The following is a 24,192-nucleotide window of genomic DNA, read 5'->3' on the forward strand; positions in this document are numbered from 1 at the left end:
GGGACGCAGCGAGGGATTACACCTTTACCGGCCCGAGCTCGTCGAAATGCCCACGTCGTTGCAGCCAGGCGAGCAGGATCAGGCTCGGGATCGCGACCAGCACGCAGATCACGAAGAACAGCGGCCAGCCTGTCGCCTTGGCGACGAAGCCCGCGCCTGACGAGAGATAGGTGCGCCCCACAGCGGCCAGCGCGGTCAGCAGCGCATATTGCGTCGCCGTGTGCAGGGGATTGCGGCACAGCGCCGAGAGATAGGCGACGAAGATGACGGTGCCGATCGCGCTGGTGAAGTTCTCGCAGGTGATCGCGAGCGCCAGCGCCCACTGGTTGACGCCGACCAGCGCGAGCCAGGAGAAGGAGAGGTTGGCGAGTGCCTGCACGACGCCGCCGATCCACAGGCTCGTTGCCAGCGAATAGCGTCGCGCGACGAAGCCGCCGGCAAAGCCGCCGATCAGGGTCGCGGCCAGTCCCACGCCTTTGACGATCGCGGCGTAGTCGACCTTGCTGAAACCGATGTCGATCACGAAGGGCGCCGTCATCGTCCCGGAAAATGCGTCGGTGAACTTGAACAGCACGACGAAGGCGAGCGCCGCAATGGCATCGCGCCGGCTCAGGAACTCGGAGAAGGCGCCGACCGCCGCGTGAATCACGCGCGAGAATGCCGTTTCCGCGGCCGTGGCCGCTTCGGCGTCCTTGGACTGCGGCCGGCTCGGTCGCCACCAGCGCGGTGATCGCGCCGATCACGACCAGCGCGGCCATCACCACATAGCCCCACATCCAGGCCGACGACCGCACTAGGCCGCCGCCCTCGAACCCGCTGACGATGAACAGCGCGCCCGCGGTCGAGACCAGCATGCCGATGCGGTAGGCCGCGACATAGGAGGCCATGCCGGCGGCCTGCTCGCTCTCGGGCAGGCTCTCCACGCGGAAGGCATCGACGACGATGTCCTGCGTCGAGGAGGTGGTGGCGACCAGGAGCGCGGCAAGGGCGGCGAACCAGGGTGAGCGCGCGGGATCGGCGATCGCGAGCACGAGAATCGTGGTGATCAGCAACAGTTGCGAGAACAACAGCCAGCCGCGGCGCCTTCCGAAGTGTCGCGTGAAGAATGGCACGTGAAGCGCATCGACCAGCGGCGCCCAGAGGAATTTCAGCGTGTAGGGCGTGCCCACCAGCGCGAGCAGGCCGATGGTGCCGAGATCGACGCCGACCTCGCGCATCCACACCTGCAGCGTCGACCCCGACAGCGCCAGCGGCAGGCCGGAGGAGAAGCCCAGCATCAGCACGATCAGGACGCGCGGCTGCAGATAGACGGCAAGGCTGTCGCGCCAGGAGGCGGCGGCAGGCTCGGCTTTTTCGGTGGCGGCGGCTGTCGCTTCAGGCGCGGTCATGCAGCCCTGTTAGCAGATTCGACGGGAAAATCCGCCCCTGTCCTACTCCCCCGCCTGCAGCTTGGGCGGAGCGGGGAACAGCTCGGGCCTGCCGCTGGTCACGATCCGCGGCAGTTCCACCGGGGCGTCCGACTTGCTGAAATCGAGCTCCTCGATGCGGCCGGCGCGCTTTTCGATCTTGTCGGCGGAGACCAGGATCTGGCGCACGTCCTCGTTCACCTGCGAGAAATGGTTCTGCAGCTTGAGCACGCGTTCTCGCAGCCGCGACAGATCGTCGCCGAGCTTGATCACCTCGGTGCGGATCTGGTCGGCGGCATCGCGCATCCGCGCGTCCTTCATGATCTGCTGCATCACCTGGATCGCGAGCATTAGCAGCGAGGGCGACACCAGCACCACGCGGGCGCGGTAAGCCTTCTGGATCACATCGTCGAAGCCGTCATGGATTTCGGCATAGACCGATTCCGACGGCACGAACATCAGCGCGGTATCCTGGGTCTCGCCGGCGATCAGGTATTTTTCCGCGATGTCGCTGACATGCTTCATCACGTCGTTGCGCAGGCGCTGGCTTGCGTATTTTCGCTCCTCGTCGCTGCGGGCGTCGTGCAGCGCTGTCATCGCCTCGAGCGGGAATTTCGCGTCGATGCAGAGCGGGCGCTGGTCCGGTAGGAACACCACGCAATCCGGCCGCTTGCCGCTCGAGAGCGTGAACTGGAATTCGTAGGAATCCTTCGGCAGACCGTCCTGCACGATCGCCTCCATCCGCGCCTGGCCGAAGGCGCCGCGCGACTGCTTGTTGGCGAGCACGTCGCGCAGCGTCGTCACTTGCGTCGTCAGGTCGGTGAGGTTCTTGTGCGCGTTGTCGATGATGCCGAGCCGCTCGTGCAGATGGCGCAGGCTGTCCATCGTATGGCGCGTGGTCTGTTCCATCGATTGGCCGACACGGTGGGTGACCGAATCCAGGCGCTCGTTGACCGCGCGCGCCATCTCGGCCTGGCGGCCGGCGAGCGCCTGCGTCATCGCATCGACCCGGCCGCTCGCCTCGCTCTGGGCGCGCAGCACCTCGCCGAGCCGCTCTTCCAGTTCATCGGCGCGGATGGTCTGGGCCATCGCCAATTCCGCGCCGCGCCGGGAGGACCGCGCGATCACGATGGCGATCGTCAGCAGCAGGACGAGCACGAGCACGCCGAACGCGACCAGCGTGTCGGCGATGCGGACCGGCCAGTCGCCGACCATGAAGAGAATCTCGTTCATGGAAGCGCTATAGCCGATTCGGCGGCAGGCGCGAACGAAAGTGGAACATTTATGGTTAACAAGCCGTGAAGTTTCGTGGTTAAGAAAGCCTGAGGAATCATGGTTAAGGCCGTCTTAACCGGTTCCGGATCGATTGACCCCGGCATATCAAGCGCTTAAATCGCCCGCCATGGCCTTAAGAGAAATCATCATCCTGCCGGACAGGCAGTTGCGGCTCGTCTCCAAACGCGTGGAAAAGATCACGCCCGAGATCCGCAAGCTGGTCGACGACATGTTCGAGACCATGTATGCGGCGCCCGGCATCGGGCTGGCCGCGATCCAGGTCGCGCAGCCGCTGCGGCTGGTCACCATGGATCTCGCGAAAAAGGACGAGAACGGCGAGACCACGCCCAAGCCGCGCGTCTTCATCAACCCGGAGATCATCTCGGCGTCCGAGGAGAAGTCGGTCTATGAAGAGGGCTGCCTGTCGATCCCCGAATATTACGAGGAGGTCGAGCGGCCGGCGCGGGTGCGCGTGCGCTTCACCGATCTCGACGGCAAGGTGCACGAGGAGGACGCCGAGGGCCTCTTCGCCACCTGCATCCAGCACGAGATCGACCATTTGAACGGCATCCTGTTCGTGGACTATCTGTCGAAGCTGAAACGCGACCGCGTGCTGAAGAAGTTCGCCAAGGCCGCTAAACGCGCGGCGGAGTAGGGTCGACACTCTATCTGCCGTCATGCCCGGCCTTGTGCCGGGCATCCACGTCCTTTCGCGCCGCGAGCACGAAGACGTGGATGGCCGGGACAAGCTCGGCCATGACGAGTACTTTTACCTTCAGCCAAGGTAACCCGCCCCATGCCCCTCCGCCTGATCTTCATGGGTACGCCCGATTTCGCCGTGCCGACGCTGCTCGAACTGGCCGGGCACGGCCACGAGATCGCCGCCGTCTACACCCGTGCGCCGAAACCGGGCGGGCGTCGCGGCCTGCAATTGCAACCGACGCCGGTCGAGCAGGAGGCGCGGCGGCTCGGCATTGCCGTGCTGACGCCGAAGACGTTGAAGACGCCGGAAGCGCTGGAAGAATTCCGCGCCCACCAGGCGGATGCGGCCGTCGTGGTTGCCTATGGCATGATCCTGCCGCAGGCGATCCTCGATGCGCCAAGGCTTGGCTGCTACAACCTGCACGCGTCGCTGTTGCCGCGCTGGCGCGGCGCGGCGCCGATCAACCGCGCCATCATGGCCGGCGACGCCGAGACCGGTGTGATGGTGATGAAGGTGGATGTCGGTCTCGACACCGGCGACGTCGCGATGGCCGAGCGGCTTGCGATCACCGACCGGATGACGGCGGCCGACCTGCACGATGCACTGGCCCCGCTCGGTGCCGACCTCATGGTGCGGGCGATGGCCGCGCTGGAACGCGGTGCGCTGCAACTGACTAAGCAGAGTGAGGACGGCGTCACCTACGCCGCCAAGATCGAGAAGGCCGAGGCGCGGATCGATTGGAGCCGACCTGCGCACGCCGTGCTGCGGCACATTCACGGCCTGTCGCCGTTCCCGGGCGCGTGGGCCGAGTTGGGAGGCGATGGCGAACCGGTACGCATCAAGATTCTCCGTTGCGAACCGGCGAGCGGCTCGGGCGCGCCGGGCACAGTGCTCGACGACAACCTTGCAATCGCTTGCGGCGAGGGCGCCATCCGCGTCCTCGAACTGCAGCGTGAAGGCAAGGCGCGGATGAAGTCGGTCGACTTCCTGCGCGGCACGCCGCTGAAGGCCGGCGCGCGGTTCACTTAAGCCGTCATGCCCCGCTACAAGCTCACCATCGAATATGACGGCACGCCGTTCTGCGGCTGGCAGATCCAGGACAACGCGCCGACCGTGCAGGGCGCGCTGGAGGCTGCGGTGAAGGCGATGTGCGGCGAGGACGTGCGCGTCCATGGCTCCGGTCGCACCGATGCCGGCGTGCACGCGCTCGGGCAGATCGCGCATTGCGACATCGCAAAGCCGTTTCGAGCGGACCGTCTGCGCGACGGGCTGAACGCGCATCTGCGTCCGAATCCGGTCGCGGTGCTCGCAGCCGAGATCGTGCCTGACGATTTCGAGGCGCGCTTTTCGGCTAAGAAGCGCCATTATCTCTATCGCATCAGGAACACGCGTGCGAACCTCGCGCTCGACATCGGCCGCGTCTGGCGCGTGCCGCGCCATCTCGATACGGAGGCGATGCATGAGGCCGCGCAGCGCCTGATCGGCAAGCACGATTTCACGACCTTTCGCGACACCGAATGCCAGGCCAAATCGCCGGTGAAGACGCTCGATCAGCTTGACGTTGCGCGCAACGGCGATGCGGTCAGCATCATCACCTCGGCGCGCTCATTCCTGCACAGCCAGGTGCGCTCGATGGTCGGCTCGCTGGTCTGGGTCGGCGAAGGCCGCTGGACCGCCGACGATCTCGCCGCAGCGCTAGCCGCCCGCAACCGCGCCGCCTGCGGGCCGGTGGCACCGCCGGAGGGGCTGTACCTGGTGCGGGTGGAGTATTGAGGGCGCAACTCTCCCCCCGTCATACCCCGCGAAGGCGGGGTATCCAGTAAGCAACGGCGTTGGTAGCTTGACCGAGACGCCGCGGACTACTGGATCGTCCGCCTTCGCGGACGATGACAGCGGAGTGGGTGGCGACGGCGGAGCAAGCGCCTCAGTCGTAGAGATTACTCAAAATACCTGTCCAGCACGCCGCGATAGACTTGCGTCAGTTTTTCCAGGTCCGCGATCGGCGTGCGTTCGTCGATCTGGTGCATGGTCTGGCCGACCAGGCCGAACTCGATCACCGGGCAATAGCTGGAGATGAAGCGCGCATCCGACGTGCCGCCCGAGGTCGAAAGCTCGGGCTTGCGTCCGGTCACCGATTCGATCGCTGCCACCGCAAGGTCGGTGAACGGGCCGGGCTTGGTCACGAACACGTTGGAGTTCGACGGCTCCCAGGCGATGCGGGCGCGGATGCGGTTGCCGCAGGCCTTGGCGAGCCGCTCCTCCACCAGCTTGCGCAGGCTCTCCTGGGTGTGGTTGTTGTTGTAGCGGATGTTGAATTTCGCCCGCGCCTGGCCGGGGATGACGTTGCTCGCGGCATTGCCGACGTCGACGGATGTGAATTCGAGGTTGGAAGCCTGGAATTGCGCGTTGCCGTGGTCGAGCGGCTCGTCGCTGAGCGCCACGATCAATCGCGAAATGTCCGGCACCGGATTGGAAGCGCGGTGCGGATAGGCGACATGGCCCTGCACGCCATCGACATAGAGCGTGCCGGATTGCGAGCCGCGGCGGCCGACCTTGATGGTGTCGCCGAGCACCTCGACATTGGAGGGCTCGCCGAGCACGCAATGATCGAACTTTTCGCCGCGCTCCGCCGCCCACTTCAGGAGTTTGACGGTGCCATTGATGGAAACGTCTTCCTCGTCGCCCGTGACCAGGAACGAGATCGAACCTTTACCGTCCTCTTGCGGCCTGCCGCCATGGTCCTTCAGATATTCCAGCACCGCGGCGACGCTGCAGGCGATGCCGCCCTTCATATCGACGGCGCCGCGGCCGTAGAGAAAGCCGTCCTTCACCTCGCCGGAGAACGGGCCATGGGTCCAGGCGGACTCGTCGCCCGGCGGCACCACGTCGGTATGGCCGGCAAAGGTGATGTGCGGCGCCTGATCGCCGATGCGCGCATAGAGGTTGTCGACATCAGCGGTGCCGGGCTCGCTGAACGTGACGCGATGCACCTCGAAGCCGGCGGCTTTCAGGATGTTCTCGAGCACGCCGAGCGCGCCGGCGTCGGCGGGGGTGACGGAAGGGCAGCGGACAAGGTCGCGCGTGATGGAGATCGCATCAGTCATGCTACGGACTTAACACGCCACCGCAGCGGCGGGCCAGCCTTCTACGGCACGATTTCGTGTTGCTGGTCCAAGATCGGTTTCCACTTTTTCCGGATCATGCTCTAGCCGGCGTTGCCGCGGCGCCTATCAGCTTGTCTTCGATGTGGCGCGGCCCCGGACGGTGAGCAAGCCGGCCAGCGCGACCAGCGCAAAGCCGGCACCCGCGAAGAACGTGACTTGCGGTCCGGCATTGTCCCACAATGCGCCCGCGATCACGCTGGCCGCAAGCATCGCGATCCCACAGAGCAGGTTGAAAAAGCCGTAAGCCGTACCCCGCAGCTCGGCCGGCGAGGTATCCGCGACAAGCGCCGCCAACAGCCCTTGCGTGAAGCCCATATGCAGTCCCCACAGCGCAATGCCCAGTGCCACGCCGGTAATGCTGGGCAGGAGCGCGAGCAAAAGATCGGCGAGGATCAAAAGCACGATGCCGAATGCCAGCACGGTTGTGCGGTCCATGCGATCGGACACCACGCCAGCCGGATATGCCGCGCCGGCGTAAACGACATTCATCAGGACCAGCACGGCCGGTGTGAGCGTTACTGGCAGTCCGACATTTTGCGCGCGCAGGATCAGAAACGCCTCGCTGAAGCGGGCCAGCGTGAACACGCTTGCTATCGCCACCACCCACCAATAGGCCGCGCCAAGATTTCTGATTTCGCTGAGGCTGATTGGATTGCGCACCTCGCGCAATCCAATCGCCCGGGCAGGTTCACGCACCGCAAACGCGATAAGTGCGAACGACAGAAAGCCGGGAATGACTGCAAACCAGAACACGGCCGTGAAATGATCGGCGGTCAGCCACATCAGGCCGATGGCGATCAATGGCCCGACGAAGGCGCCAACCGTATCCAGCGACTGCCGCAGGCCAATGCTGGCGCCACGCAGATGGGCCGGAGCAATGTCCGCTACCAGCGCGTCGCGAGGAGCGCCGCGAATGCCTTTTCCGATCCGGTCGATGAAGCGCGCGGCCATCAGCCAGCCGACCGTCGGCGCCAGCGGAAAGATCGGTTTGGTAAGCGCTGCAAGGCCATAGCCGAACGCCGCGAGCCATTTTCGCTTGCCAAGCCAATCGGAAAGCGCGCCGGAAAATATCTTGGTGATCGATGCCGTCGCTTCGGCGATGCCTTCGATGACGCCGACGGTTACCATCGAGGTGCCGAGTACCGTCACCAGATAGATCGGCAGCAGTGCATGGATCATCTCCGAAGAGATATCCATCAGCATCGAGACAAAACCGAGCGCCCAGATACCCGCTGGAATCTCGCGAAGGGAGCGGGCTGGTCGGGTGCTCGCCTCAGCCATAGAGCTGACCTTTCAAGCGATCATGCCCCATGAGCGGCCTTGGCTGCGTCCTTAGTCGCGCAGCAATTCGTTGATGCTGGTCTTGGCTCGGGTGCGCTCGTCGACGCGCTTGACGATGACGGCGCAGGCGGTGGCCGGACCCGGCTGGCCGTTCTTCATCGGCTTGGGCGGCAGCGTGCCGGGCACGACCACCGCATATTCCGGCACTTCGCCGACAAAAGTCTCGCCGGTCTCGCGGTCGACGATCTTTGTCGACGCGCCCAGGAACACGCCCATCGACAGCACGGCGCCCTTGCGCACGATCACGCCCTCGGCGACCTCGCTGCGGGCGCCGATGAAGCAATCGTCCTCGATGATCACGGGCTCGGCCTGCAGCGGCTCCAGCACGCCGCCGATGCCGACGCCGCCGGAGATATGCACGCGCTTGCCGATCTGCGCGCAGGAGCCGACGGTCGACCAGGTGTCGACCATGGTCGCTTCATCGACATAGGCGCCGAGATTGACGAAGGAGGGCATCAGCACGACGTTGCGGGCGATGAAGGCCGAGCGGCGCACGATGGCGCCGGGCACCGCGCGAAAACCAGCGTCGCGAAAGCGGTTCTCGCCCCAGCCGTCGAACTTCGACGGCACCTTGTCCCACCATGACGCCTTGCCGGGACCGCCGGGAATCTGGCCCATGTCGTTGAGGCGGAACGACAGCAGCACCGCCTTCTTCAGCCATTGGTTGACCTTCCATTTGCCGCTCGTCTCGCGCTCGGCAACGCGCGCCTCGCCCTTGTCGAGCAGTTCAAGCGCGTAATCGACGGCCTCGCGCACCTCGCCTGTGGTCGAGGTCGAAATGCCGTCGCGGGCTTCGAACGCGGCGTTGACGATGGACTCGAGGGCGGACAGCGACATCGGGCGATTCCTTAAGGCGAGCGGCGGGAAGGTATCTAGGGCTTTTTCGGGATTTGGGGCAGGAGAGTCAAGGCTAACTCGCCGTCGTCCCGGCCTTGAGCCGGGACCCATAACCACAAGTGTCGATGTGGCGCGAAGCCGGGGCCGCCGCCCTACGTAACAATCGGGTCCTGTGGTTATGGGTCCCCGCTTTCGCGGGGGACGACGCGGAAAATGCTACGCGAGCCTCTGCAAGAACCCCGTCAGGTCGTCGGTGACATGGTCGACATGGGCGGCGTCGCGGCCCTCGAGCTCCCAGTCCTCGCGCACCACTTCCTGCGTTCCGTCGGGCACCACCAGCACCGTGGTCATGCCGAGCTGGTGCGGTACGATCAGGTTGCGCGCGAGGTCTTCGAACATCGCGGCCTTGCCTGGATCGACGCCGTGGAGCGCCAGGAAGCGCCGATAGGTCTGCGGTGCCGGCTTCGGCTCCAGCTCGGCGGCGATGATGTCGAACACCGCCTCGAAATGCTCACCGATGCCGAGACGCGCGAGCACCGCGTCGACATGGTCGGTCGAGCCGTTGGTCAGGATCAGCTTGCGGCCGGGCAGCCTTGCGATCGCAGCCCCCATCGCCGGGTTCGGCTCCAGCGGCGAGTGATCGATCTGGTGGACATAGGCGAGGTAATCGTCGGCGCGGACGCCGTGCTCGGTCATCATGCCGCGCATGGTGGTGCCGTAGCGGAGATAATAGTCCTTCTGGATGCGGCGGGCTTCTTCCGCCGTGACGCCCAGCCAGTTGCTCACGAACTCGCCGATCCGCGCATCGACCTGCTGCCACAGGTTGACGTGATGCGGATACAGCGTGTTGTCGAGGTCGAACACCCAGGTGTCGATATGGTCGAAGGGGCGGGGAGCCATGATGCCTACTCTCCGTCATGCCCGCCACCGGGTCGGCGCGCAGCGCCGCCCGATGACAGGCTCCGGCGGGCATCCAGTATACGGCGGCGGACGAGGGATGCGACAGGCGCCGCGGAATACTGGATCACCCGCTTTCGCGGGTGATGACGCCTGAGTGTGCCGGGCCATCGAGCCTTCATCACGGCATCGCAAAGCGCAGCGTCTTGCCGCCGCTGGTCATATCGACCGGCGCAAAGCCGATCGCGGCAAGGCCCCGGGTGGCGCAATCGCCCTGCTCGGCGATCTCGAACTTGCTTTCGCGGGTGCAGAGCTGTGTCGCGCCGCCCCAGTTCAATGGCTTGTCCTTCAGGCGGATGGTGCGGTTGTCGGCATCGACGGCTTCGGCGAAGGAGAAGATCTGCTTCGGCTGGCCGGTGACGTCGGGATGCAGGCATTTGCCGGGATCGATGCGATACCAGCCGCGGCTGGTGACGACCTTGCCGTCGCCGGTCGCCACCGCCGCCATGATCTTGTGCGGCGTGTCGTTGCACCAGGTCAGTCCGGTCGCGGATGGCTTCTGCACGGCGTCGATCATCGTGGTGAAGAAATTCGGCGATTGCACGACGTCGCTGGAGAGGCCGCGGCTTTTGAGGAACGCCGACAGCGCTCCTTGCGTCTTCGGCCCGTCGACGCCGTCGATCGGTGCGGCGTCGTAGCCGGCGATCACGAGCAAACGCTGAATGCCGGCAAGCCGTGCCTGCTCCTCGTCGTATTCGGAGCCCTCGGCGAGATAGGCGACGAGGTTGCCGTCCTCGGTCTGGGTCGGTGTTATCTGCGTGAATTGCGCCGGCGTCTGGCCGCTGCGGCACTGGCGGGCGGCGGCGATGACGAAATTGTCCTGCGCGACGCAGAGCGTGTCAGTGCCGTTTTGCGGGATCGGCGAGGAGCCGTAGACGCCGAGCGCGCGGGCGTTCAGAAGCACGCGATCGGCCGAGAGCGCGCCTTGCACCACCACGCGGCAGGCGGCGGGATCGATGCGGAACCAGCCCCGCGTCGCGGTCGCCGATTTCTCGTCGATCCCGATCGCGGCCTCGACCACGTAACTCATGCGGTTGCAGAGTTTCAGGTCCGCCAGCGCCGGCGCGGAGGAAAACAGGAGCGAGAGCGTCGCGGCAGGCAGCGCCATCAGAAGACGCGTCAGCCCGGAACGACGCTTCGTCCTAAGCTCGTCATGGCCGGGCCTGACCCGGGCATCCATGCCTTTCTTACTGTCGGCAAACCGGACGTGGATGGCCGGGTCAAGCCCGGCCATGACGGCTCCGGTGTGCGTGACCGCTTTCGGCATCACTTATGGATCAGCGTGCCGGTGCCCTGATTGGTGAACAGCTCCAGCAGGACCGCATGCTGCGTCTTGCCGTCGATGATGACGACGCCCTGCACGCCCTGCTCCAGGGCATAGATGCAGGTCTCGACCTTCGGGATCATGCCGCCCGAAATGGTGCCGTCGGCGATCAGTTTGCGCGCGTCCTTCACCGACAGCTCCGGGATCAGCTTCTTCGACTTGTCGAGCACGCCCGGCACATCGGTGAGCAGCAGCAGGCGCTTGGCCTTCAACGCGCCCGCGACCGCACCGGCAAAGGTGTCGGCATTGATGTTCAGCGTCTGGCCGTTCGCAGACGTTGCCAGCGGCGCCAGCACCGGGATCAGTTCATAGCCGATGAGCTGGTTGAGCAACGTGAGATCGACCTTCTCAGGCTCGCCGACGAAGCCGAGATCGATCGCCTTCTCGATGTTGGAATCCGGATCGATCATGGTGCGCGTCGTCTTCGACGCCTTCACCATGTTGCCGTCCTTGCCGGAGAGGCCCACCGCCTTGCCGCCGGCCTCGTTGATATAACCGACAAGCTGCTTGTTGACGGAGCCGGCCAGCACCATCTCGACGATCTCGATCGTCGCCGCATCGGTGATGCGCAGGCCCGCCGCGAACTCCGACTGGATGCCGAGGCGCTTGAGCATGGTCGCGATCTGCGGCCCGCCACCATGCACGACCACCGGATTGATCGCGGTCTGCTCCAGGAGCACGATGTCGCGCGCAAACGCCTTGGCGGTGTCCTCCGCGCCCATGGCATGGCCGCCATATTTGATGACGATGGTTTCATCGTCATATTCCTGCATATGCGGCAGCGCCTCGGACAGGATGCGGGCCTGGTCGAGCGGGCTGATCTGTGTATCGGTCATGGAGCGGGTCTCGCTATTCCCAAGAAGGCGGCGTCGGGCGCGGTTCTATCTGATTGGCCGGCGAGGCGCAAAGCGCGTCTCACGCCTTGTCCTGCCGCGGCCATGCTGCCGCAAGCGCCAGCACCAGCCAGCTCACGATCGATAGCGTTCCGCCCGTCGGCGCCGCCATCGGAAACAGGCCGTAACCGGCCTGTTGGCGCAGGCTGAGATCGCCGGCGAACAATGAAGGTCCGATGACAAGCCCGATCGCCGCAACGGTCCCGATTATGCGGTTCAGCGGGCCGCGGTCGCTGAGTGCGACCGTTCCGAGCACGGCACCGGCATGAAACAGCAGCATCGATGACGCGGCCGCGAGCCGCGTCGCGTCCGGGAGATGGGCGGAGGCCGCCGCCAGCGTCACACCACAGGCGCCCATGATGCCGGCCAGGACCAGCAGGATGCGATGCAGGCGGATCATCCACGGCGCTCCTCGAGCAGGCGCACCATCGCACCGCGCAGCTCCGGCATGCCGGCACCGGTGCGCGAGGAGGTCGCCAACACCTCCGGAAAGGCGGCCGGGTGTTTTGCCAGCGCGGCCGCTGTCTCCTCGATGCGGGTCGTGAGTTCGGAGGCTTTCACCTGGTCCGCCTTGGTCAGCACCACCTGGTAGCTGACGGCTGATTTGTCGAGCGTCTTCAGGACGTCGAGATCGACATCCTTGATGCCATGGCGGGCATCTATCAGGACATAGACCCGCGCCAAGGTGGCGCGGCCCTGCAGGAATTTATGGATCAGCGCGGTCCAGGACGCCACCTTCGACTTGGGCGCGGAGGCGTAGCCATAGCCGGGCATGTCGACCAAACGGAAGCCCGCTTTCTCCGGGCCTTCGAAGAAGATCAGCTCCTGGGTGCGGCCGGGCGTGTGCGAGGTCCGCGCCAGCGCGCTGCGGCCGGTGAGCGCGTTGATCAGGCTCGACTTGCCGACATTGGAGCGGCCGGCAAAGGCAACCTCGAGCCCCGCCATCGGCGGCAGCGTCTCGATCGACGGCGCGGCCCAGATGAAGTGCCAGTCGCCGGCGAACAGTTTTCGCCCCGCTTCGATCAGCTCCGCATCGGTTTCGGCGGTCATGTGGGGAAGGGCCTCACTCGTCCTCGTCATTGCGAGGAGCGAAGCGACGAAGCAATCCATGTCTCCGCAAGCGGTGAAATGGATTGCTTCGCTTCGCTCGCAATGACGTGGCTACGTCGCCTTCTTCGGCGTGAAGGTGGCCTTGAGGTTGTCGAACAATTCCACCTTCACCCCGTTGCGGTGCATGATGTAGCTCTGCTGCGCCACCGAAAGCAGGTTGTTCCAGGCCCAGTAGATCACCAGGCCTGCCGGGAAGCCGGCCAGCATGAAGGTGAAGATCAACGGCATCCAGTCGAAGATCATCTTCTGCGTCGGATCCGGCGGCGTCGGATTGAGCTTCATTTGGACCCACATCGTGATGCCCATGATGATCGGCCAGATGCCGAGCCAGAGATAATGGCCGAACACCGGGATCGTGGTGGGGTCGAACGGGATCAGGCCGAACAGGTTGAACAGGTTGGTCGGATCCGGCGCCGACAGGTCCTTGATCCAGCCGAAGAACGGCGCATGCCGCATCTCGATGGTGACGAACAGGACCTTGTAGAGCGAGAAGAACACCGGGATCTGCAGCGCGATGGGAAGGCAGCCCGCGATCGGGTTGATCTTCTCCTTCTTGTAGATCTCCATCATCTCCTGCTGCTGCTTCACCCGGTCGTCCGGATAGCGCTCCTTCAGCGCCGCCAGCTGCGGCTGGATCGACTTCATCTTCGCCATCGAGGCGTAGGACTTGTTGGCGAGCGGGAAGAACAGCAGCTTCACGATCACCGTCACCAGCAGGATCGAGACGCCGAAATTGCCGAACAGGCGATAGAACCAGTCGAGCGCCAGGAACATCGGCTTGGTGATGAAGTAGAACCAGCCCCAGTCGATCAGGAGATCGAAGTGGTTGAGGCCGAGCTCCCTGTTGTAGCCGCCGGGTCCGAGGGGGAAATTGATGCCGACGACGCCGGCTTCCTTGGCGCCGGCGAACAGCCGCGCGTTGGCGGTGATGGTGCCGCCGGTCGCGAGCGTCATCGGCTCCTGCAGATAGTCGGTCTGGTAGGTCCTGGTCGTGCCGACGAGATTGGACGAAAAGCGCGCCTGCAGCTTTGCAGTGGTCTCCGGCAGCAGCGCGGAAGCCCAGTATTTGTCGGTTATGCCGAGCCAGCCATCGGTGACGTTGAAATTCACCGTCTTGGCGTCATCGATCTTCTTGTAGCTGTATTCCTGCAGACCCTGGTCGCCGAGATAGCCGATCAGGCCTTCGTGCAGGATGTAGTAGCCGGAGACCTGGGGCGCGCCGTGTCGCGAGATCAGCGCGAAGGGGTAGAGGCTGACGGGCGCGCTGCCCGTATTGGTGACTTCATCCTTGATGGTGAAGAGATAGCGGTCGTCGATCGCAATGGTGCGGCGGAACGTCAGGCCTTCGCCATTGTCATATTTCAGCGTGACCGGATTCGCCTGCGTCAACGCTCCGGAACCCTCCTGCTGCCACATCGTGGTCGCGTCGGGCATGCGCAACGTGGCGCCGGTCGCCGGTACCCAGCCGAACTCGGCGTAATAGGGCGCGGCCGTCTGCGACGGCGAGAACAGCACGATCGGCGGTGATTTCGGGTCGACCGTCTCGCGGTATTTCTCCAGCGAGAGGTCATCGATACGCGCGCCCTTCAGCGAGATGCTGCCGGACAATGTGGGCGTGTCGATCTTGACGCGCGGGGTGCCCTCGATGGCGGCTTCGCGGCTGATGACCGCCGCGGCGGAGGCCGGTTGCGTGACCGAAGGCGAAGGCGCCGATCCGGGCTGCGGCGCGGTGCCGGGGGTCGCTTGCGGCGCCGGCTTCTGTTGTTCCGTCTGCGCCTGCTGCTGTGCGCGCTGCTTCTCCATCTGCGGCACGTTGTAGAAATATTGCCAGGCGATCAGCACAAGGCCGGACAGAATGACGGCGAGGATGGTGTTGCGGTTGTCGGTCATCTCTTCAAGGTCTCGTCATTCAATTCCGGTTGCCGCCGCTCTTTATATTATTCTGGCTGCCGCCGCTTTTGGCCGATTGCCGGTCGAGGCGGCGGAGCGCCGCGCGGAGGTCGTCGAGCATGGCCGCGAAGTCGCGGGTCAGTGCATCCCGGCGGCCCACTAGCACATAATCATGGTGTGGTCGCATCGGTATGACGTCGAGCCGCTGCACCAGCGCGCGAAGCCTGCGCCGGATGCGGTTGCGCTCGGTGGCGGTGCCGTTCTTCTTGGTGACGGTGAAACCGACGCGGATCGGGCCATCATCGTCGCGGGCGCGGCCCTGCAGCACAAAGGCCGGGCTGGCCGCCCGCGCACCATTGGCAACGGCGACGAAGTCCGCCCGCTGCCTTAGCCGATCCATTTAGAATCTCCGGAAGACGCCCGGGCTCAGGCGCTCAGACGCTTGCGGCCACGCGCGCGGCGCGCAGCGAGGACCTTGCGGCCACCGGCCGTGGCGAGACGGGCGCGGAAGCCGTGGCGGCGCTTGCGCACCAGTTTGCTGGGTTGATAAGTCCGCTTCACGGGTAGTTCTCCGCTGAACAGGCAATCTGCCGATGAATTGAGATAGGGTATCCGGTGATGCTGGCTGGCCCAAAATGGGCCATTCGCGGCCCCAAATGAGCCGCCCCCGGCAAACCGGGCCATCGCGGACAATTGGCGCGGCTTATACGGGAGCGCCTCCTTTTCGTCAATGTCGCCCGGCGCGGTAAAAGCGGTTCCTCGAAAGGTCGCAATTCGCGGAAATAGTCCTGATTCTGCGGGGTTGTTGCATGTGTGGGCCGGCGTTAGTCGGCTCGGTCCGGGGTTCATGGAACCGGCTTACATTAGCGATCCGTAATTTGACCGGCGATGGTGCACGGCAGCATGCTGAACATGCGCCATAGAAGGCCTATATCGTGTCAGTGACCGACGATCAGCCGACGACGGAGATGTCTCGGGCGCAGCCGGTGTACCGGCTTGGGCTGTCCGGCAAGCTCCTTCTGCTCACGATTCCCCTGGTGATGATCGCCGGGATGCTGATCTATGTGCCCGCGATCGCCAACTTCCGGATGAACCGGCTGAACGACCGATTGGCCGCGGCCAACACTGCGGCGCTGGTGCTCGATGCCGCGCCGTCCGGCTACGTCCCGGAGTCGCTGGCGCGCCAGATCCTGACCAGCATCGGCGCCCGCGCGGTGGCGATCAAGATGGGCCAGCAGCGACGGCTGCTCGCCAGCGCCGACCTGCCGGCTGCGATCGACCATGATGTCGACATGCGAGACATGTCGGTGTGGTCGGCCATCGTCGATGCGTTCGAGATCATGCTGGAGCATGGCGACCAGACCATCCGCGTGGTCGGGCCGGCGCCGGGCCAGGCGCAGTTCATCGAGGTCGTGATCGACGAGAAGCCGCTGCGCCAGGCGATGTACCGTTTCTCACGCAACGTCTTGATCGTCGCGCTCCTGATCGCTGGCCTGACCGCGGGCCTGGTCTATCTCGCCCTGCATTACCTTTTCGTACGCCCGATGCGGCGGCTGACCGCGAGCCTGATCGGTTTCCATGAAAACCCCGAAAGTTCGGCGCGAATCATCGTGCCGAGCCAACGCGGCGACGAGATCGGCGTCGCCGAACGCGAGCTCTCCGACATGCAGCGCGACCTGGTCTCGATGCTGCATCAGAAGAGCCGGCTCGCGGCGCTGGGGCTCGCCGTCTCCAAGATCAACCATGATCTGCGCAACCTGCTTGCCTCCTCGCAGCTATTGTCCGATCAGCTCGCAAGCGTCCCCGATCCCAGGGTGCAGCGTTTCGCGCCGAAATTGCTGCGCTCGCTCGAACGCGCCATCGCCTTCTGCCAGTCGACGTTGTCGTACGGCCGTGCCCAGGAAGCGGCGCCCGACCGCCGCATGATCCTGGTCGAGCCGGTCGTCGTCGAGGTGCGCGAATCGGCGGGGCTTGCGTCCGACGCCTCGATCACGTGGATCAGCGCGATCGAGCGGGGGCTCGCGATCGACGCCGATCCGGACCAGCTATTCCGCGTGCTGCTAAACCTCGTGCGCAACGCGGCGCAGGCGCTGGAGACCCGTCCGGCGAGCGATGGCGGCGCCCAGCAGATCCGGATCACCGGCCGCCGCGAGGGGACGGTTGCGATCATCGAGGTTGCCGACACCGGCCCCGGCGTGCCCCAGAAGACTCGCGATCACCTGTTCGAGGCGTTCCAGAGCTCCGGCCGCCCCGGTGGCAGCGGGCTAGGCCTTGCAATCGCCGCCGAGCTGATCCGCGCCCATGACGGCGAAATCAACCTTGTCGAGGGCACCATCGGCGCCACCTTCCGCATCGCCATTCCCGACCGGCCGGTGGAACTCCAGATCATCCGCACCGAGCGCGCGCGGGCGTGATGGCCCGCCCGGAATAACCGGAAACCCCGGACTTTCACCGCCCCGGGGGACGCTTCCGGCTCAAATCAACCCTGGAACCCCTTATTCCAGACCTTGCCAACCGGACCCGGAGCCTGTAGCTAGAGCGCTCTTTCGCTGGTGCTTCCGAGCCTTCTCGGATAGTCCCCGGGCCCTCAAGCCCCTCACGCGAAAACGCGCCCGTAGCTCAGCTGGATAGAGCATCAGACTACGAATCTGAGGGTCGGACGTTCGAATCGTTCCGGGCGCGCCATTTTGCGATTTTCCCCGATATCGCGGCCTGTAGCGCGCAATCGCCGCATCAAGCGGCCGATAGCCGCACGTGGAACTTGTTGCCGGTCGCCTCGGCATAGCGCAAGAGCGTCTTCGTGCTCGGCAGCGTTTGGCCGCTTTCAAGTCGAGCGATCGCGGACTGGCTGGTGCGCATGCGTGCCGCCAATTCGGCTTGGGAGAGGCCTGCTCGCAAGCGAGCCCTGAGCAACTCTGCGGCTATCTCAAACTCCGGAGCAAGTGCCTCGTACTCGGCCTTGACTTTGGGGTTGGCCAAAAGACGAGCTTTGAGTTTTTCGAACGGGATTGTCATTTGATTACCTTTCCAAATGCGCACGATCGCGCGGTTCTTCGAACGGGATTGTCAGGTGATCTCAGTCGCTCTCCGTAAGGCGAGTTCGATCTCGGTGCGCGGCGTCTTTTGCGTCTTCTTCACGAACGCACGGACCACGACGACTCTCCGGCCGATTGCCGTGACATAGAGAGCGCGTGCAATTCCATCTCGACCTGTGAGTCGCAACTCCCAGAGCTTACCTTCCAGGTGCTTGACATGCGGCTCACCCAGGCTCTCCAGTCCGGCCGAGGTAATGCGCTCGCCCAGCCGCAGAAACCGCGCCTGCATATCGGCCGGCAAGGCGGCGATCTCTGCAGCGACGGTTTCGTCGAGGATTTCCACCCGCCAAGGCATGGTGGCTCATATCTCAATTTTGAGATACTCGCAAGGACAGAGCTGCACAATGGCGTAGTAGCTCCGGCGGCAGGCGGCGCACTAGGGCGAACGCCCCGAGGGAAGATCGCGCTTCTTCATAGCGCCACGGCGAAGCGATAGTGCCCATCTTCATCGGCCGTGGCGCGCCATGTCGGTCTCGGCCAGCCAGTTCAAACCCTTGTTTCTTGATCTGAAGGCTGTTGGCACCGCCACATTGGCGCCGGTACGCAAATCGCTTCAGTTGCTGGCTGAACTGCCAGGTTTCGGACCACTGCGATCACTAAGGTAGGCGCCGCGCCAGGTTCAAGTTCCTGGCCTTGTCCAGATTGCGGGCCTTTTCCAGCGCGGCTGCGCTCGGCAAGAGGGCCGACGAGAGGTCGGTCTCGGTGAAATCGGCGCCCGCGAGATTGGTGTTGGACAAGTCGGCTCCCGAAAGGTCGGCACGGCTAAGATTGCAATTCGCCAGATTGGCGTTCTGCAGTTGCGCGAATTCGAGATCCGCGCGCGCGAGATTGGCGCCGTTCAGATCGGCATTCCTGAGATCGGCGGATTTGAGCACGCCACGCATCAAGCCCATCGATTGGTTGCGCATATCAGCGCTCAAATCGGCGCCAGCAAGCTTCGCCCCGATCAAGCTGGCACCAGAAAGATCCGCGGTTATGCGAGCGCTGTTCAAATCGGCGCCGCCAAGCTTGGCGCGCTGCATCTGCGTGCCGAGGAGTGATGCCTTTACGAGAGACGCCCCGGTCAAATCCGCGTCGATTAGCCAAGCCTGGTTGAGGATGGCACGATCGAAGCGTGCGCCTTTCAGGCTGGTCCGGTTGAGCTTGACGAGGCGGAGATTGCTGCCGGAGAAGTCGAGCCCCGAGAGATCGAGGTGCGACAGCCGCTTTCCTTGCAAATCCGCAGAGCTCTGGCCCGCGGCGTCTTGAGGCGCCGCCTTGAGGAGCGTCTCGACCTCGGCCCGCGTCATCTCGGATGTCGACATTTCGGGGCTGTTGAGGTCGACGCTGCGCAGCATGTCCTGCGCCACGGCGTCGATGGGATCAACCAACAGCGCCGTCATCGACACAAGAGCAAACGCGAGACGAAACAGCATCGCTGTCTCTCCGCCTTCCAGTAACCCGGCATTGTCGCTAGCATTTTTTGGGTTGGTCGCACCGTCACGTTAGCCGGTCGAGGTGCGCCTCCGGGCTACGCGAGAGTATGAAACCGGATTACGGTCCTCGCAATGCCCGTGATCGCCCCGTCCGAGGAAAAGCTGCCCGCGAAGGCGAAGTGCCAGACCGCAGTCTATAGCAGTCCCGGCGATTTGAGCGCGCAACCCCGGTCACGTGGGCCAAATACGGCGTTCATCCGCGTTGCGCCCCTTTTCAGGCAGCCTCACGAAACGAGGGTGGCGCCAAACTGAATCTCGACCTTCATCAGCTTGGAGACGGGGCAGCCGGCTTTTGCGCTTGCGGCGACCGACTGGAATGTGTCGTGGTCGATGCCTGGTATCTTCGCTGTGGTGGTGAGATGCGCCGAGGTGATCGAAAAGCCGTCCCCGTCCTTCTCGATCGTGATTTCTGATTTGCTGTCCACCTGCTCCGGCACGAAATTCGCCATACCGAGCTGCCTGACGAATGACGGCCATCCCAGGTGTGTTCGCCTCATGGGCGTTGGCCGGCAGCCTCCAGGATCAGTTGCGTGATTTCATCAGGGTGAGAGATGAGCGACAGGTGGCTCGCCTTGACCTCTATGGTTTTGGCCCCCATGCGCTTCGCCATGAATCGCTCGAGGTCCGGATTGATCGTGCGGTCCTCGGTCGAGACGGCGTAGTAGCTCGGCTTTGAGCGCCAGGCCGCGTTTGCGGTCTTGCCGGTGAGCAGTGCCTTGTGGAACGGCTGCTGGACCGCATAGAGCACCTTGGCCTTCGCCGTCGGCAAGTCGCCCGCGAAATCGCGCAGGAAAGCCTCCTCGGAAAGCCGTCCTTCATCGCCGTCGAACACGATACCGGCGGTCGCCGGCGGAGTCGGATAGGTCTTCGCGAGCGCCGTGTAGTCCTCACCGGCATCCGGCGCGCGGGCCGCCACATAGACGAGCGCCGACACGTTCGGATGCACGCCGGCCTCGGTGACGATCATGCCGGAGAAGGAATGGCCGACCAGAACGGTCGGGCCATCCTGCCGTGCCAGCACGCGCTCGGCTGACGCGACCGCTTCAGGCAGCGTGGTCAGCGGATTTTGCACGGAGGTCGCGTTGAGGCCGGCCGTCTGCAATCGCGCGATCACCTCGGACCAGCACGAGCCGTCGGCGAACAGTCCATGCACGAGCACGACGTTGCGCGCCTTCGGCGGGGTTGCGTTTGCAGCCATGCCGCGAGTGGAGACCAGCGAAGCCGCCGCGCCGGCAAGCAGAGCAGTCGAAAAAGTTCGCCTGTTCATCATCATGATGTCTCTTCCTTTGATCGCGAGGGGATCGTCTTGAGGGCGCGTGGCCGCGCGGTTTCAAGCAAATCCTTGCATCAGCGCATCGGCATCGGGCGAACGCACCATGGTGCCGCCGCGCACGAAGGCCTCGTGGCTGTTCTCGATGCTGTAGTGGTCGTAAAGATAGTTGACCACGATGCCGAAGGATTTCTGGATCGCACGAAGCTCGGCGTTGCCGAGCCAGTTGATCAGCTCGAGCCGCATGCCGTTGCCGAGGTAAAAACGCGCTACCGCGTCTATGCGATTTCCACGTGATGCCGGTCGCGTCAGGTACGTCGCAAAAAGGCGCGCATCAAGGCTGCGTGCAGCGGTTCGCTTTGTTCAGGATCGTGCCAACTGCCGTCGCGTGGGAGATTCGGCAGCAGCGCGACACATACCGAACTACGTTAGGCAATCGAGCGCTTGGTGGAATCAGCAGCACGTTACTGCGCGCTGGATCCGCCCTCCACGATCTTCTCGTTGAGTTTCTGATCCACGATCTGGACCGTTCGGTCGATCTCGGCATTGGGCGCGTCAAGCTGATGCGAAATCAACTTCACCAGGAGGTCGACGCGCTCAATGAAGGGCGCGCCGCTCGCCACCGCGCGGGCCGCCGATGAGGGCTTGAGAAGGCCTTCGGCCGCTTTGGCGTATTTCTCGAAGGGCACCTGATCCTTCGGGTCGGCTCCCAGACGCCGGGCGATCGCGTCGACATGCTCATAGATCGACTGCGAGCGCTTCAGATCGGCGTGCACGGCGTCGCGGATCGACTGCGGCTCCTGCGGCGTGATGCAGCGGTAATTGCCGGTCAATAGCATCGACCATTTGGCCAGGGGGACGAACAGCGAATCGAACACCTTGAGCTTCACCGGAACGTCCTGGCCATCCAGCTTCACCGCATCGATATCCGCTTCCAGCTCGCGAAGCAGCCTGTTGTGTGTCTCATCCGCAAATGCCGCGGCCTTGAAGTTCGTCGGCAGCCCGACATGGAGCACATTCGCCGCTTCTTCCGGTGGGCGGAAGGCCTGCGGATCAGGCGAGCAGAGCGATACCAGCCCCGGCTTGAACCGCTCCCATACCTGGGCATTGGTATAGGCCTCTTCGAGGTCCATGTCCGCCAGCGCCGGAATCCGTTTGAGATAGGGCAGGGGCGGCATGTTCATGATCGAAAGGCAAGGCAGCTTCGCCTCGGCGATCTTGATCATCAGCACCCGGATCGTATGGTTGGTGTATTGCGGCTCCTGCATGGCAAGACCGACCAGATCGTAGCGGGAGAGATCGACGTCCGCGGGCGGTGTCGCGTCCAAGGTCCCTGGCAGATCGCGCGAAAAGATCGACCGGTGCGTCGGCTTGTCACGCAGCTTGATGCGAACTTCGGTGCCGTCGCGATTGATGAGCTCTGCCGTCTTCTTCCGACAAACCAGGGTCACGTTGTGACCGGCCATCAGCAGCTTCGTCGCAAGCAATGAACCGTATGAGGCTCCAAGGATCAGAATGTTGCGCGCCATGCTCTCTCTTCTACGGATGTGTGCTAGCGTACTTATCTATCGCTAATTGATAGCCATTACAATCATACAGCGGTTCTCGCTTTCATCCGCATCCGGCCCGGCAAGGCGTCAAAACGCCTCACCAGGCCGCAGAATGAGTCCGTCCCTGAACCCGCATCATTCGCACCGATAGCGACGACGGTCACGGCCAAGGAACGTGCCGGTCGCGGGATTGTACGAGCGGTGGCGCTGCGCGCAGGTGCCGATGCCGCTGGCCGCTTCGTTATAGTTTTGCAGAACATAAGGTGGCTCTGATGCCAGCCTGGCGGCGGGCGTGGGCGCGCCGCCGTTCAGGATGTCCGCATTGGGATGATAGAACGCATACAGTCCGGGCTCCTGGATGGCGGCCTGGGCGAATACTGGTGTTGCGGCTGTCGCCGATAGCAGCGCGGCGGCCGCGAGGATCTTGAGTGAGGTCATTGAGATTCTCCATCGATCGATACGAAAGCTCGATCGGCGCGCGCAGGTTCGCGTGACGCACCGCCAGGCGGTGCGCGCCGTCAAACGCGAGCTTCTCGTGTTGGGGCTATCCGAACGCTCGGATCTTTCGATTCAGCATCTAAGTGGCCTGCGAGCGCATCCCATTAAATTCGCCTTTACGATTCCTCAACTCGAGTTGACGGCGCGAGCGAGCGCCAACGGGATCCGTGGCGCGACTGTCCATCACGAAGCAGCGAAATGCGAACGAGCAAAGCGCTTTCACGCAATGTCACCGGCCAGCGATTCTCTGGGCTCGTTGTGCAGCGGCCTTAAACGCGAATTTAGTGGGACCGCCGAGAAAGAACCCCACCTTGTCCTTTGTCTGACGTTCCTTGTGTCACCACCCGAAAGGACAAAGCCATGAAAGTCGCAATGATCGCAGTGGTCGCTGCGTCCATGCTCTCAAGCACGTATGCATTCGCCAATACGGTGCGTCATGAACCGTTGGTCAGGAGCTACCCCATGTACAGGGACGCTGCTCCGCCGGTGGTCCTGCATCCGAACTACGGCAATCCGAACGGAGATCCGGACGGTCCGACCACGTTGAGCGGTACCGGCGATTCTCAATTCGGCGGCTCGTCGCCCGGCACCAGCGGTTACAACTAAGTGAAAGCCGCGTTTCTTGGGCCTTTGATTGAAAGTCATCATGCTCCCGCGATGTAACGACGCGCGAAGCTCGCGCGTCGTTGAAGCGGCGCGAGACTGCGTTACATTGATCGGTTGATTGATCTCCCCTTCCGCGCTTTCGCGGAGACTTCAAACTTTTTTTGTCCAGGAGAGAAGTTGAATGATCAGGCGGCACGTGTTGCTGCCGCGCTGTCGTCGCTATTTCCAATTTCCTTGCCGATCTACCGTTCGACACGATCGCAAGTGACCCAACAATTCACATGCGACTGCGTGTCGCTAGGCCCCCACGGCTGTAAAATTCGACGTCCCACACACTCTGAACGGAGCAGCGAACAAGCCGTTGGCATTCGCAGGCGAGTTTGATCGCGCCTCAAGCTCGGCCGCAATCGGCCGCCCGAACCTAATGCTTGGCCGAATCGGCATCGACGTGTGCTGCCATCTCAGCCCGCCGCTCATAGCTCTCGGCAAGAACCTTGAGACGATCGGCGATTGCCGGATCGCTCGTGCTTTGCGCGACCCGGCGCAAGGTCTGGGCTGTGCTCGAATATTCCTTGCTCAGCATCGTCTCACTCCGCAACTAATAGTTTCAAACAACCATGTAGGTACGCAGTACACGATGACGAGTTCACAAAGTCGGGAGTGAGTCATCTGTGTTGGAACGATGCGTTGCGCGCTTGCTCGGTCGTTCGTTTTGGCAATCGTCGTGCCGACGGGAAATACACGTGCAATGTCCCCCACCTAGGCTCACACCGTTCGCGCTCTAGTACCCTAGTCTCC

The 24,192-nt window shown here is 63.8% G+C and carries 26 protein-coding genes, 1 tRNA gene and 1 pseudogene; 6 read left to right on the forward strand and 22 right to left on the reverse strand.

Annotated elements, in window-relative coordinates:
• Positions 1 to 16 precede the first annotated feature (16 nt).
• Both ACVJGD_RS32345 and ACVJGD_RS32350 read right to left on the reverse strand, forming a co-directional pair.
• Positions 17 to 1,388 (reverse strand): annotated as a pseudogene (locus ACVJGD_RS32345) (AmpG family muropeptide MFS transporter).
• A gap of 42 nt (positions 1,389 to 1,430) precedes the next feature.
• Positions 1,431 to 2,639 (reverse strand): DNA recombination protein RmuC, encoded by a 1,209-nt coding sequence (locus ACVJGD_RS32350; protein WP_456638009.1) that lies wholly within the window; start codon positions 2,637 to 2,639, stop codon positions 1,431 to 1,433.
• A gap of 169 nt (positions 2,640 to 2,808) precedes the next feature.
• On the opposite strand from ACVJGD_RS32350, the gene def reads away from it, so the two are divergent.
• The 3 genes from def (at position 2,809) to truA (ending at position 5,157) form a co-directional block, all read left to right on the forward strand.
• Positions 2,809 to 3,336, forward strand: coding sequence for a peptide deformylase (def, locus tag ACVJGD_RS32355; protein WP_456638010.1), 528 nt, complete (start codon positions 2,809 to 2,811; stop codon positions 3,334 to 3,336).
• A 141-nt stretch (positions 3,337 to 3,477) separates the two neighbouring features.
• On the forward strand, positions 3,478 to 4,413 hold the full coding sequence (gene fmt / locus ACVJGD_RS32360; RefSeq protein WP_456638011.1) for a methionyl-tRNA formyltransferase: 936 nt from the start codon (positions 3,478 to 3,480) through the stop codon (positions 4,411 to 4,413).
• A 6-nt stretch (positions 4,414 to 4,419) separates the two neighbouring features.
• Positions 4,420 to 5,157 (forward strand): tRNA pseudouridine(38-40) synthase TruA, encoded by a 738-nt coding sequence (gene truA / locus ACVJGD_RS32365; RefSeq protein ID WP_456638012.1) that lies wholly within the window; start codon positions 4,420 to 4,422, stop codon positions 5,155 to 5,157.
• A 164-nt stretch (positions 5,158 to 5,321) separates the two neighbouring features.
• On the opposite strand, the gene dapE is transcribed toward truA, so the two are convergent.
• The 11 genes from dapE to rpmH form a co-directional block, all read right to left on the reverse strand.
• Positions 5,322 to 6,488, reverse strand: coding sequence for a succinyl-diaminopimelate desuccinylase (gene dapE, locus ACVJGD_RS32370; RefSeq protein WP_456638013.1), 1,167 nt, complete (start codon positions 6,486 to 6,488; stop codon positions 5,322 to 5,324).
• A gap of 126 nt (positions 6,489 to 6,614) precedes the next feature.
• Positions 6,615 to 7,829: an MFS transporter gene (locus tag ACVJGD_RS32375; RefSeq protein ID WP_456638014.1), complete on the reverse strand. Its 1,215-nt coding sequence runs from the start codon at positions 7,827 to 7,829 to the stop codon at positions 6,615 to 6,617.
• 51 nt (positions 7,830 to 7,880) lie between these two features.
• On the reverse strand, positions 7,881 to 8,726 hold the full coding sequence (gene dapD, locus ACVJGD_RS32380) for a 2,3,4,5-tetrahydropyridine-2,6-dicarboxylate N-succinyltransferase (RefSeq protein ID WP_028167328.1): 846 nt from the start codon (positions 8,724 to 8,726) through the stop codon (positions 7,881 to 7,883).
• A 216-nt stretch (positions 8,727 to 8,942) separates the two neighbouring features.
• The gene (locus tag ACVJGD_RS32385) at positions 8,943 to 9,626 is read right to left on the reverse strand and encodes a pyrimidine 5'-nucleotidase (RefSeq protein ID WP_456638015.1); all 684 of its coding nucleotides are present in this window, start codon (positions 9,624 to 9,626) and stop codon (positions 8,943 to 8,945) included.
• 178 nt (positions 9,627 to 9,804) lie between these two features.
• Entirely contained in the window at positions 9,805 to 10,791 is a 987-nt protein-coding gene (locus tag ACVJGD_RS32390) for a DUF1036 domain-containing protein (protein WP_456640447.1), read from the reverse strand.
• A gap of 158 nt (positions 10,792 to 10,949) precedes the next feature.
• Entirely contained in the window at positions 10,950 to 11,843 is an 894-nt protein-coding gene (gene argB, locus ACVJGD_RS32395; protein WP_456638016.1) for an acetylglutamate kinase, read from the reverse strand.
• Positions 11,844 to 11,922: 79 nt separating this feature from the next.
• Entirely contained in the window at positions 11,923 to 12,300 is a 378-nt protein-coding gene (locus ACVJGD_RS32400; RefSeq protein ID WP_456638017.1) for a DUF423 domain-containing protein, read from the reverse strand.
• Entirely contained in the window at positions 12,297 to 12,950 is a 654-nt protein-coding gene (gene yihA, locus ACVJGD_RS32405) for a ribosome biogenesis GTP-binding protein YihA/YsxC (protein WP_456638018.1), read from the reverse strand. Before yihA ends, ACVJGD_RS32400 begins: the two co-directional genes overlap by 4 nt.
• A 111-nt stretch (positions 12,951 to 13,061) precedes the next feature.
• Positions 13,062 to 14,900, reverse strand: coding sequence for a membrane protein insertase YidC (yidC, locus tag ACVJGD_RS32410; RefSeq protein ID WP_456638019.1), 1,839 nt, complete (start codon positions 14,898 to 14,900; stop codon positions 13,062 to 13,064).
• Between the two features lie 19 nt (positions 14,901 to 14,919).
• Positions 14,920 to 15,300, reverse strand: coding sequence for a ribonuclease P protein component (rnpA, locus tag ACVJGD_RS32415; RefSeq protein ID WP_456638020.1), 381 nt, complete (start codon positions 15,298 to 15,300; stop codon positions 14,920 to 14,922).
• 26 nt (positions 15,301 to 15,326) lie between these two features.
• Positions 15,327 to 15,461 (reverse strand): 50S ribosomal protein L34, encoded by a 135-nt coding sequence (gene rpmH / locus ACVJGD_RS32420; RefSeq protein WP_008542748.1) that lies wholly within the window; start codon positions 15,459 to 15,461, stop codon positions 15,327 to 15,329.
• A gap of 407 nt (positions 15,462 to 15,868) precedes the next feature.
• On the opposite strand from rpmH, the gene ACVJGD_RS32425 reads away from it, so the two are divergent.
• Positions 15,869 to 17,314, forward strand: coding sequence for a sensor histidine kinase (locus tag ACVJGD_RS32425; RefSeq protein WP_456640448.1), 1,446 nt, complete (start codon positions 15,869 to 15,871; stop codon positions 17,312 to 17,314).
• Positions 17,315 to 17,508: 194 nt separating this feature from the next.
• Positions 17,509 to 17,585, forward strand: a tRNA-Arg gene (locus ACVJGD_RS32430).
• A 48-nt stretch (positions 17,586 to 17,633) separates the two neighbouring features.
• On the opposite strand, the gene ACVJGD_RS32435 is transcribed toward ACVJGD_RS32430, so the two are convergent.
• The 8 genes from ACVJGD_RS32435 to ACVJGD_RS32470 all read right to left on the reverse strand — a co-directional run bounded on the left by ACVJGD_RS32435 (position 17,634) and on the right by ACVJGD_RS32470 (position 22,728).
• Positions 17,634 to 17,915 (reverse strand): helix-turn-helix domain-containing protein, encoded by a 282-nt coding sequence (locus tag ACVJGD_RS32435; protein WP_456638021.1) that lies wholly within the window; start codon positions 17,913 to 17,915, stop codon positions 17,634 to 17,636.
• A 51-nt stretch (positions 17,916 to 17,966) separates the two neighbouring features.
• Positions 17,967 to 18,278: a type II toxin-antitoxin system RelE/ParE family toxin gene (locus ACVJGD_RS32440; RefSeq protein WP_456638022.1), complete on the reverse strand. Its 312-nt coding sequence runs from the start codon at positions 18,276 to 18,278 to the stop codon at positions 17,967 to 17,969.
• A 313-nt stretch (positions 18,279 to 18,591) separates the two neighbouring features.
• A complete protein-coding gene (locus tag ACVJGD_RS32445) occupies positions 18,592 to 19,410 on the reverse strand; it encodes a pentapeptide repeat-containing protein (RefSeq protein WP_456638023.1) in 819 nt (272 codons plus the stop codon).
• A 284-nt stretch (positions 19,411 to 19,694) separates the two neighbouring features.
• Complete coding sequence (locus tag ACVJGD_RS32450) at positions 19,695 to 19,967, reverse strand: OsmC family protein (RefSeq protein ID WP_456638024.1); 273 nt, start codon at positions 19,965 to 19,967, stop codon at positions 19,695 to 19,697.
• A complete protein-coding gene (locus ACVJGD_RS32455; RefSeq protein ID WP_456638025.1) occupies positions 19,964 to 20,743 on the reverse strand; it encodes an alpha/beta fold hydrolase in 780 nt (259 codons plus the stop codon). The genes ACVJGD_RS32450 and ACVJGD_RS32455 overlap by 4 nt, the downstream gene beginning before the upstream one ends.
• 57 nt (positions 20,744 to 20,800) lie before the next feature.
• Positions 20,801 to 21,052: a malonyl-CoA decarboxylase domain-containing protein gene (locus ACVJGD_RS32460; protein ID WP_456640449.1), complete on the reverse strand. Its 252-nt coding sequence runs from the start codon at positions 21,050 to 21,052 to the stop codon at positions 20,801 to 20,803.
• Positions 21,053 to 21,204: 152 nt separating this feature from the next.
• The gene (locus ACVJGD_RS32465) at positions 21,205 to 22,269 is read right to left on the reverse strand and encodes a ketopantoate reductase family protein (RefSeq protein ID WP_456638026.1); all 1,065 of its coding nucleotides are present in this window, start codon (positions 22,267 to 22,269) and stop codon (positions 21,205 to 21,207) included.
• Between the two features lie 156 nt (positions 22,270 to 22,425).
• Complete coding sequence (locus tag ACVJGD_RS32470; protein ID WP_456638027.1) at positions 22,426 to 22,728, reverse strand: BA14K family protein; 303 nt, start codon at positions 22,726 to 22,728, stop codon at positions 22,426 to 22,428.
• Positions 22,729 to 23,250: 522 nt separating this feature from the next.
• Between ACVJGD_RS32470 and ACVJGD_RS32475 the strand changes: the two genes are divergently transcribed.
• Complete coding sequence (locus ACVJGD_RS32475) at positions 23,251 to 23,394, forward strand: hypothetical protein (protein WP_456638028.1); 144 nt, start codon at positions 23,251 to 23,253, stop codon at positions 23,392 to 23,394.
• A gap of 421 nt (positions 23,395 to 23,815) precedes the next feature.
• On the opposite strand, the gene ACVJGD_RS32480 is transcribed toward ACVJGD_RS32475, so the two are convergent.
• A complete protein-coding gene (locus ACVJGD_RS32480) occupies positions 23,816 to 23,977 on the reverse strand; it encodes a hypothetical protein (RefSeq protein ID WP_456638029.1) in 162 nt (53 codons plus the stop codon).
• Positions 23,978 to 24,192: the final 215 nt, after the last annotated feature.

Source organism: Bradyrhizobium sp. USDA 10063 (assembly GCF_054063735.1).

Excerpts from the sequence above, each read along its gene's own strand:
- ACVJGD_RS32350 (WP_456638009.1), bottom strand. The coding sequence starts at position 2,639 with ATGAACGAGATTCTCTTCATGGTCGGCGACTGGCCGGTCCGCATCGCC.
- def (WP_456638010.1), top strand. The coding sequence starts at position 2,809 with ATGGCCTTAAGAGAAATCATCATCCTGCCGGACAGGCAGTTGCGGCTC.
- fmt (WP_456638011.1), top strand. The coding sequence starts at position 3,478 with ATGCCCCTCCGCCTGATCTTCATGGGTACGCCCGATTTCGCCGTGCCG.
- truA (WP_456638012.1), top strand. The coding sequence starts at position 4,420 with ATGCCCCGCTACAAGCTCACCATCGAATATGACGGCACGCCGTTCTGC.
- dapE (WP_456638013.1), bottom strand. The coding sequence starts at position 6,488 with ATGACTGATGCGATCTCCATCACGCGCGACCTTGTCCGCTGCCCTTCC.
- ACVJGD_RS32375 (WP_456638014.1), bottom strand. The coding sequence starts at position 7,829 with ATGGCTGAGGCGAGCACCCGACCAGCCCGCTCCCTTCGCGAGATTCCA.
- dapD (WP_028167328.1), bottom strand. The coding sequence starts at position 8,726 with ATGTCGCTGTCCGCCCTCGAGTCCATCGTCAACGCCGCGTTCGAAGCC.
- ACVJGD_RS32385 (WP_456638015.1), bottom strand. The coding sequence starts at position 9,626 with ATGGCTCCCCGCCCCTTCGACCATATCGACACCTGGGTGTTCGACCTC.
- ACVJGD_RS32390 (WP_456640447.1), bottom strand. The coding sequence starts at position 10,791 with ATGGCGCTGCCTGCCGCGACGCTCTCGCTCCTGTTTTCCTCCGCGCCG.
- argB (WP_456638016.1), bottom strand. The coding sequence starts at position 11,843 with ATGACCGATACACAGATCAGCCCGCTCGACCAGGCCCGCATCCTGTCC.
- ACVJGD_RS32400 (WP_456638017.1), bottom strand. The coding sequence starts at position 12,300 with ATGATCCGCCTGCATCGCATCCTGCTGGTCCTGGCCGGCATCATGGGC.
- yihA (WP_456638018.1), bottom strand. The coding sequence starts at position 12,950 with ATGACCGCCGAAACCGATGCGGAGCTGATCGAAGCGGGGCGAAAACTG.
- yidC (WP_456638019.1), bottom strand. The coding sequence starts at position 14,900 with ATGACCGACAACCGCAACACCATCCTCGCCGTCATTCTGTCCGGCCTT.
- rnpA (WP_456638020.1), bottom strand. The coding sequence starts at position 15,300 with ATGGATCGGCTAAGGCAGCGGGCGGACTTCGTCGCCGTTGCCAATGGT.
- ACVJGD_RS32425 (WP_456640448.1), top strand. The coding sequence starts at position 15,869 with ATGTCTCGGGCGCAGCCGGTGTACCGGCTTGGGCTGTCCGGCAAGCTC.
- ACVJGD_RS32435 (WP_456638021.1), bottom strand. The coding sequence starts at position 17,915 with ATGACAATCCCGTTCGAAAAACTCAAAGCTCGTCTTTTGGCCAACCCC.
- ACVJGD_RS32445 (WP_456638023.1), bottom strand. The coding sequence starts at position 19,410 with ATGCTGTTTCGTCTCGCGTTTGCTCTTGTGTCGATGACGGCGCTGTTG.
- ACVJGD_RS32450 (WP_456638024.1), bottom strand. The coding sequence starts at position 19,967 with ATGAGGCGAACACACCTGGGATGGCCGTCATTCGTCAGGCAGCTCGGT.
- ACVJGD_RS32455 (WP_456638025.1), bottom strand. The coding sequence starts at position 20,743 with ATGATGATGAACAGGCGAACTTTTTCGACTGCTCTGCTTGCCGGCGCG.
- ACVJGD_RS32465 (WP_456638026.1), bottom strand. The coding sequence starts at position 22,269 with ATGGCGCGCAACATTCTGATCCTTGGAGCCTCATACGGTTCATTGCTT.
- ACVJGD_RS32470 (WP_456638027.1), bottom strand. The coding sequence starts at position 22,728 with ATGACCTCACTCAAGATCCTCGCGGCCGCCGCGCTGCTATCGGCGACA.
- ACVJGD_RS32475 (WP_456638028.1), top strand. The coding sequence starts at position 23,251 with ATGTACAGGGACGCTGCTCCGCCGGTGGTCCTGCATCCGAACTACGGC.
- ACVJGD_RS32480 (WP_456638029.1), bottom strand. The coding sequence starts at position 23,977 with ATGCTGAGCAAGGAATATTCGAGCACAGCCCAGACCTTGCGCCGGGTC.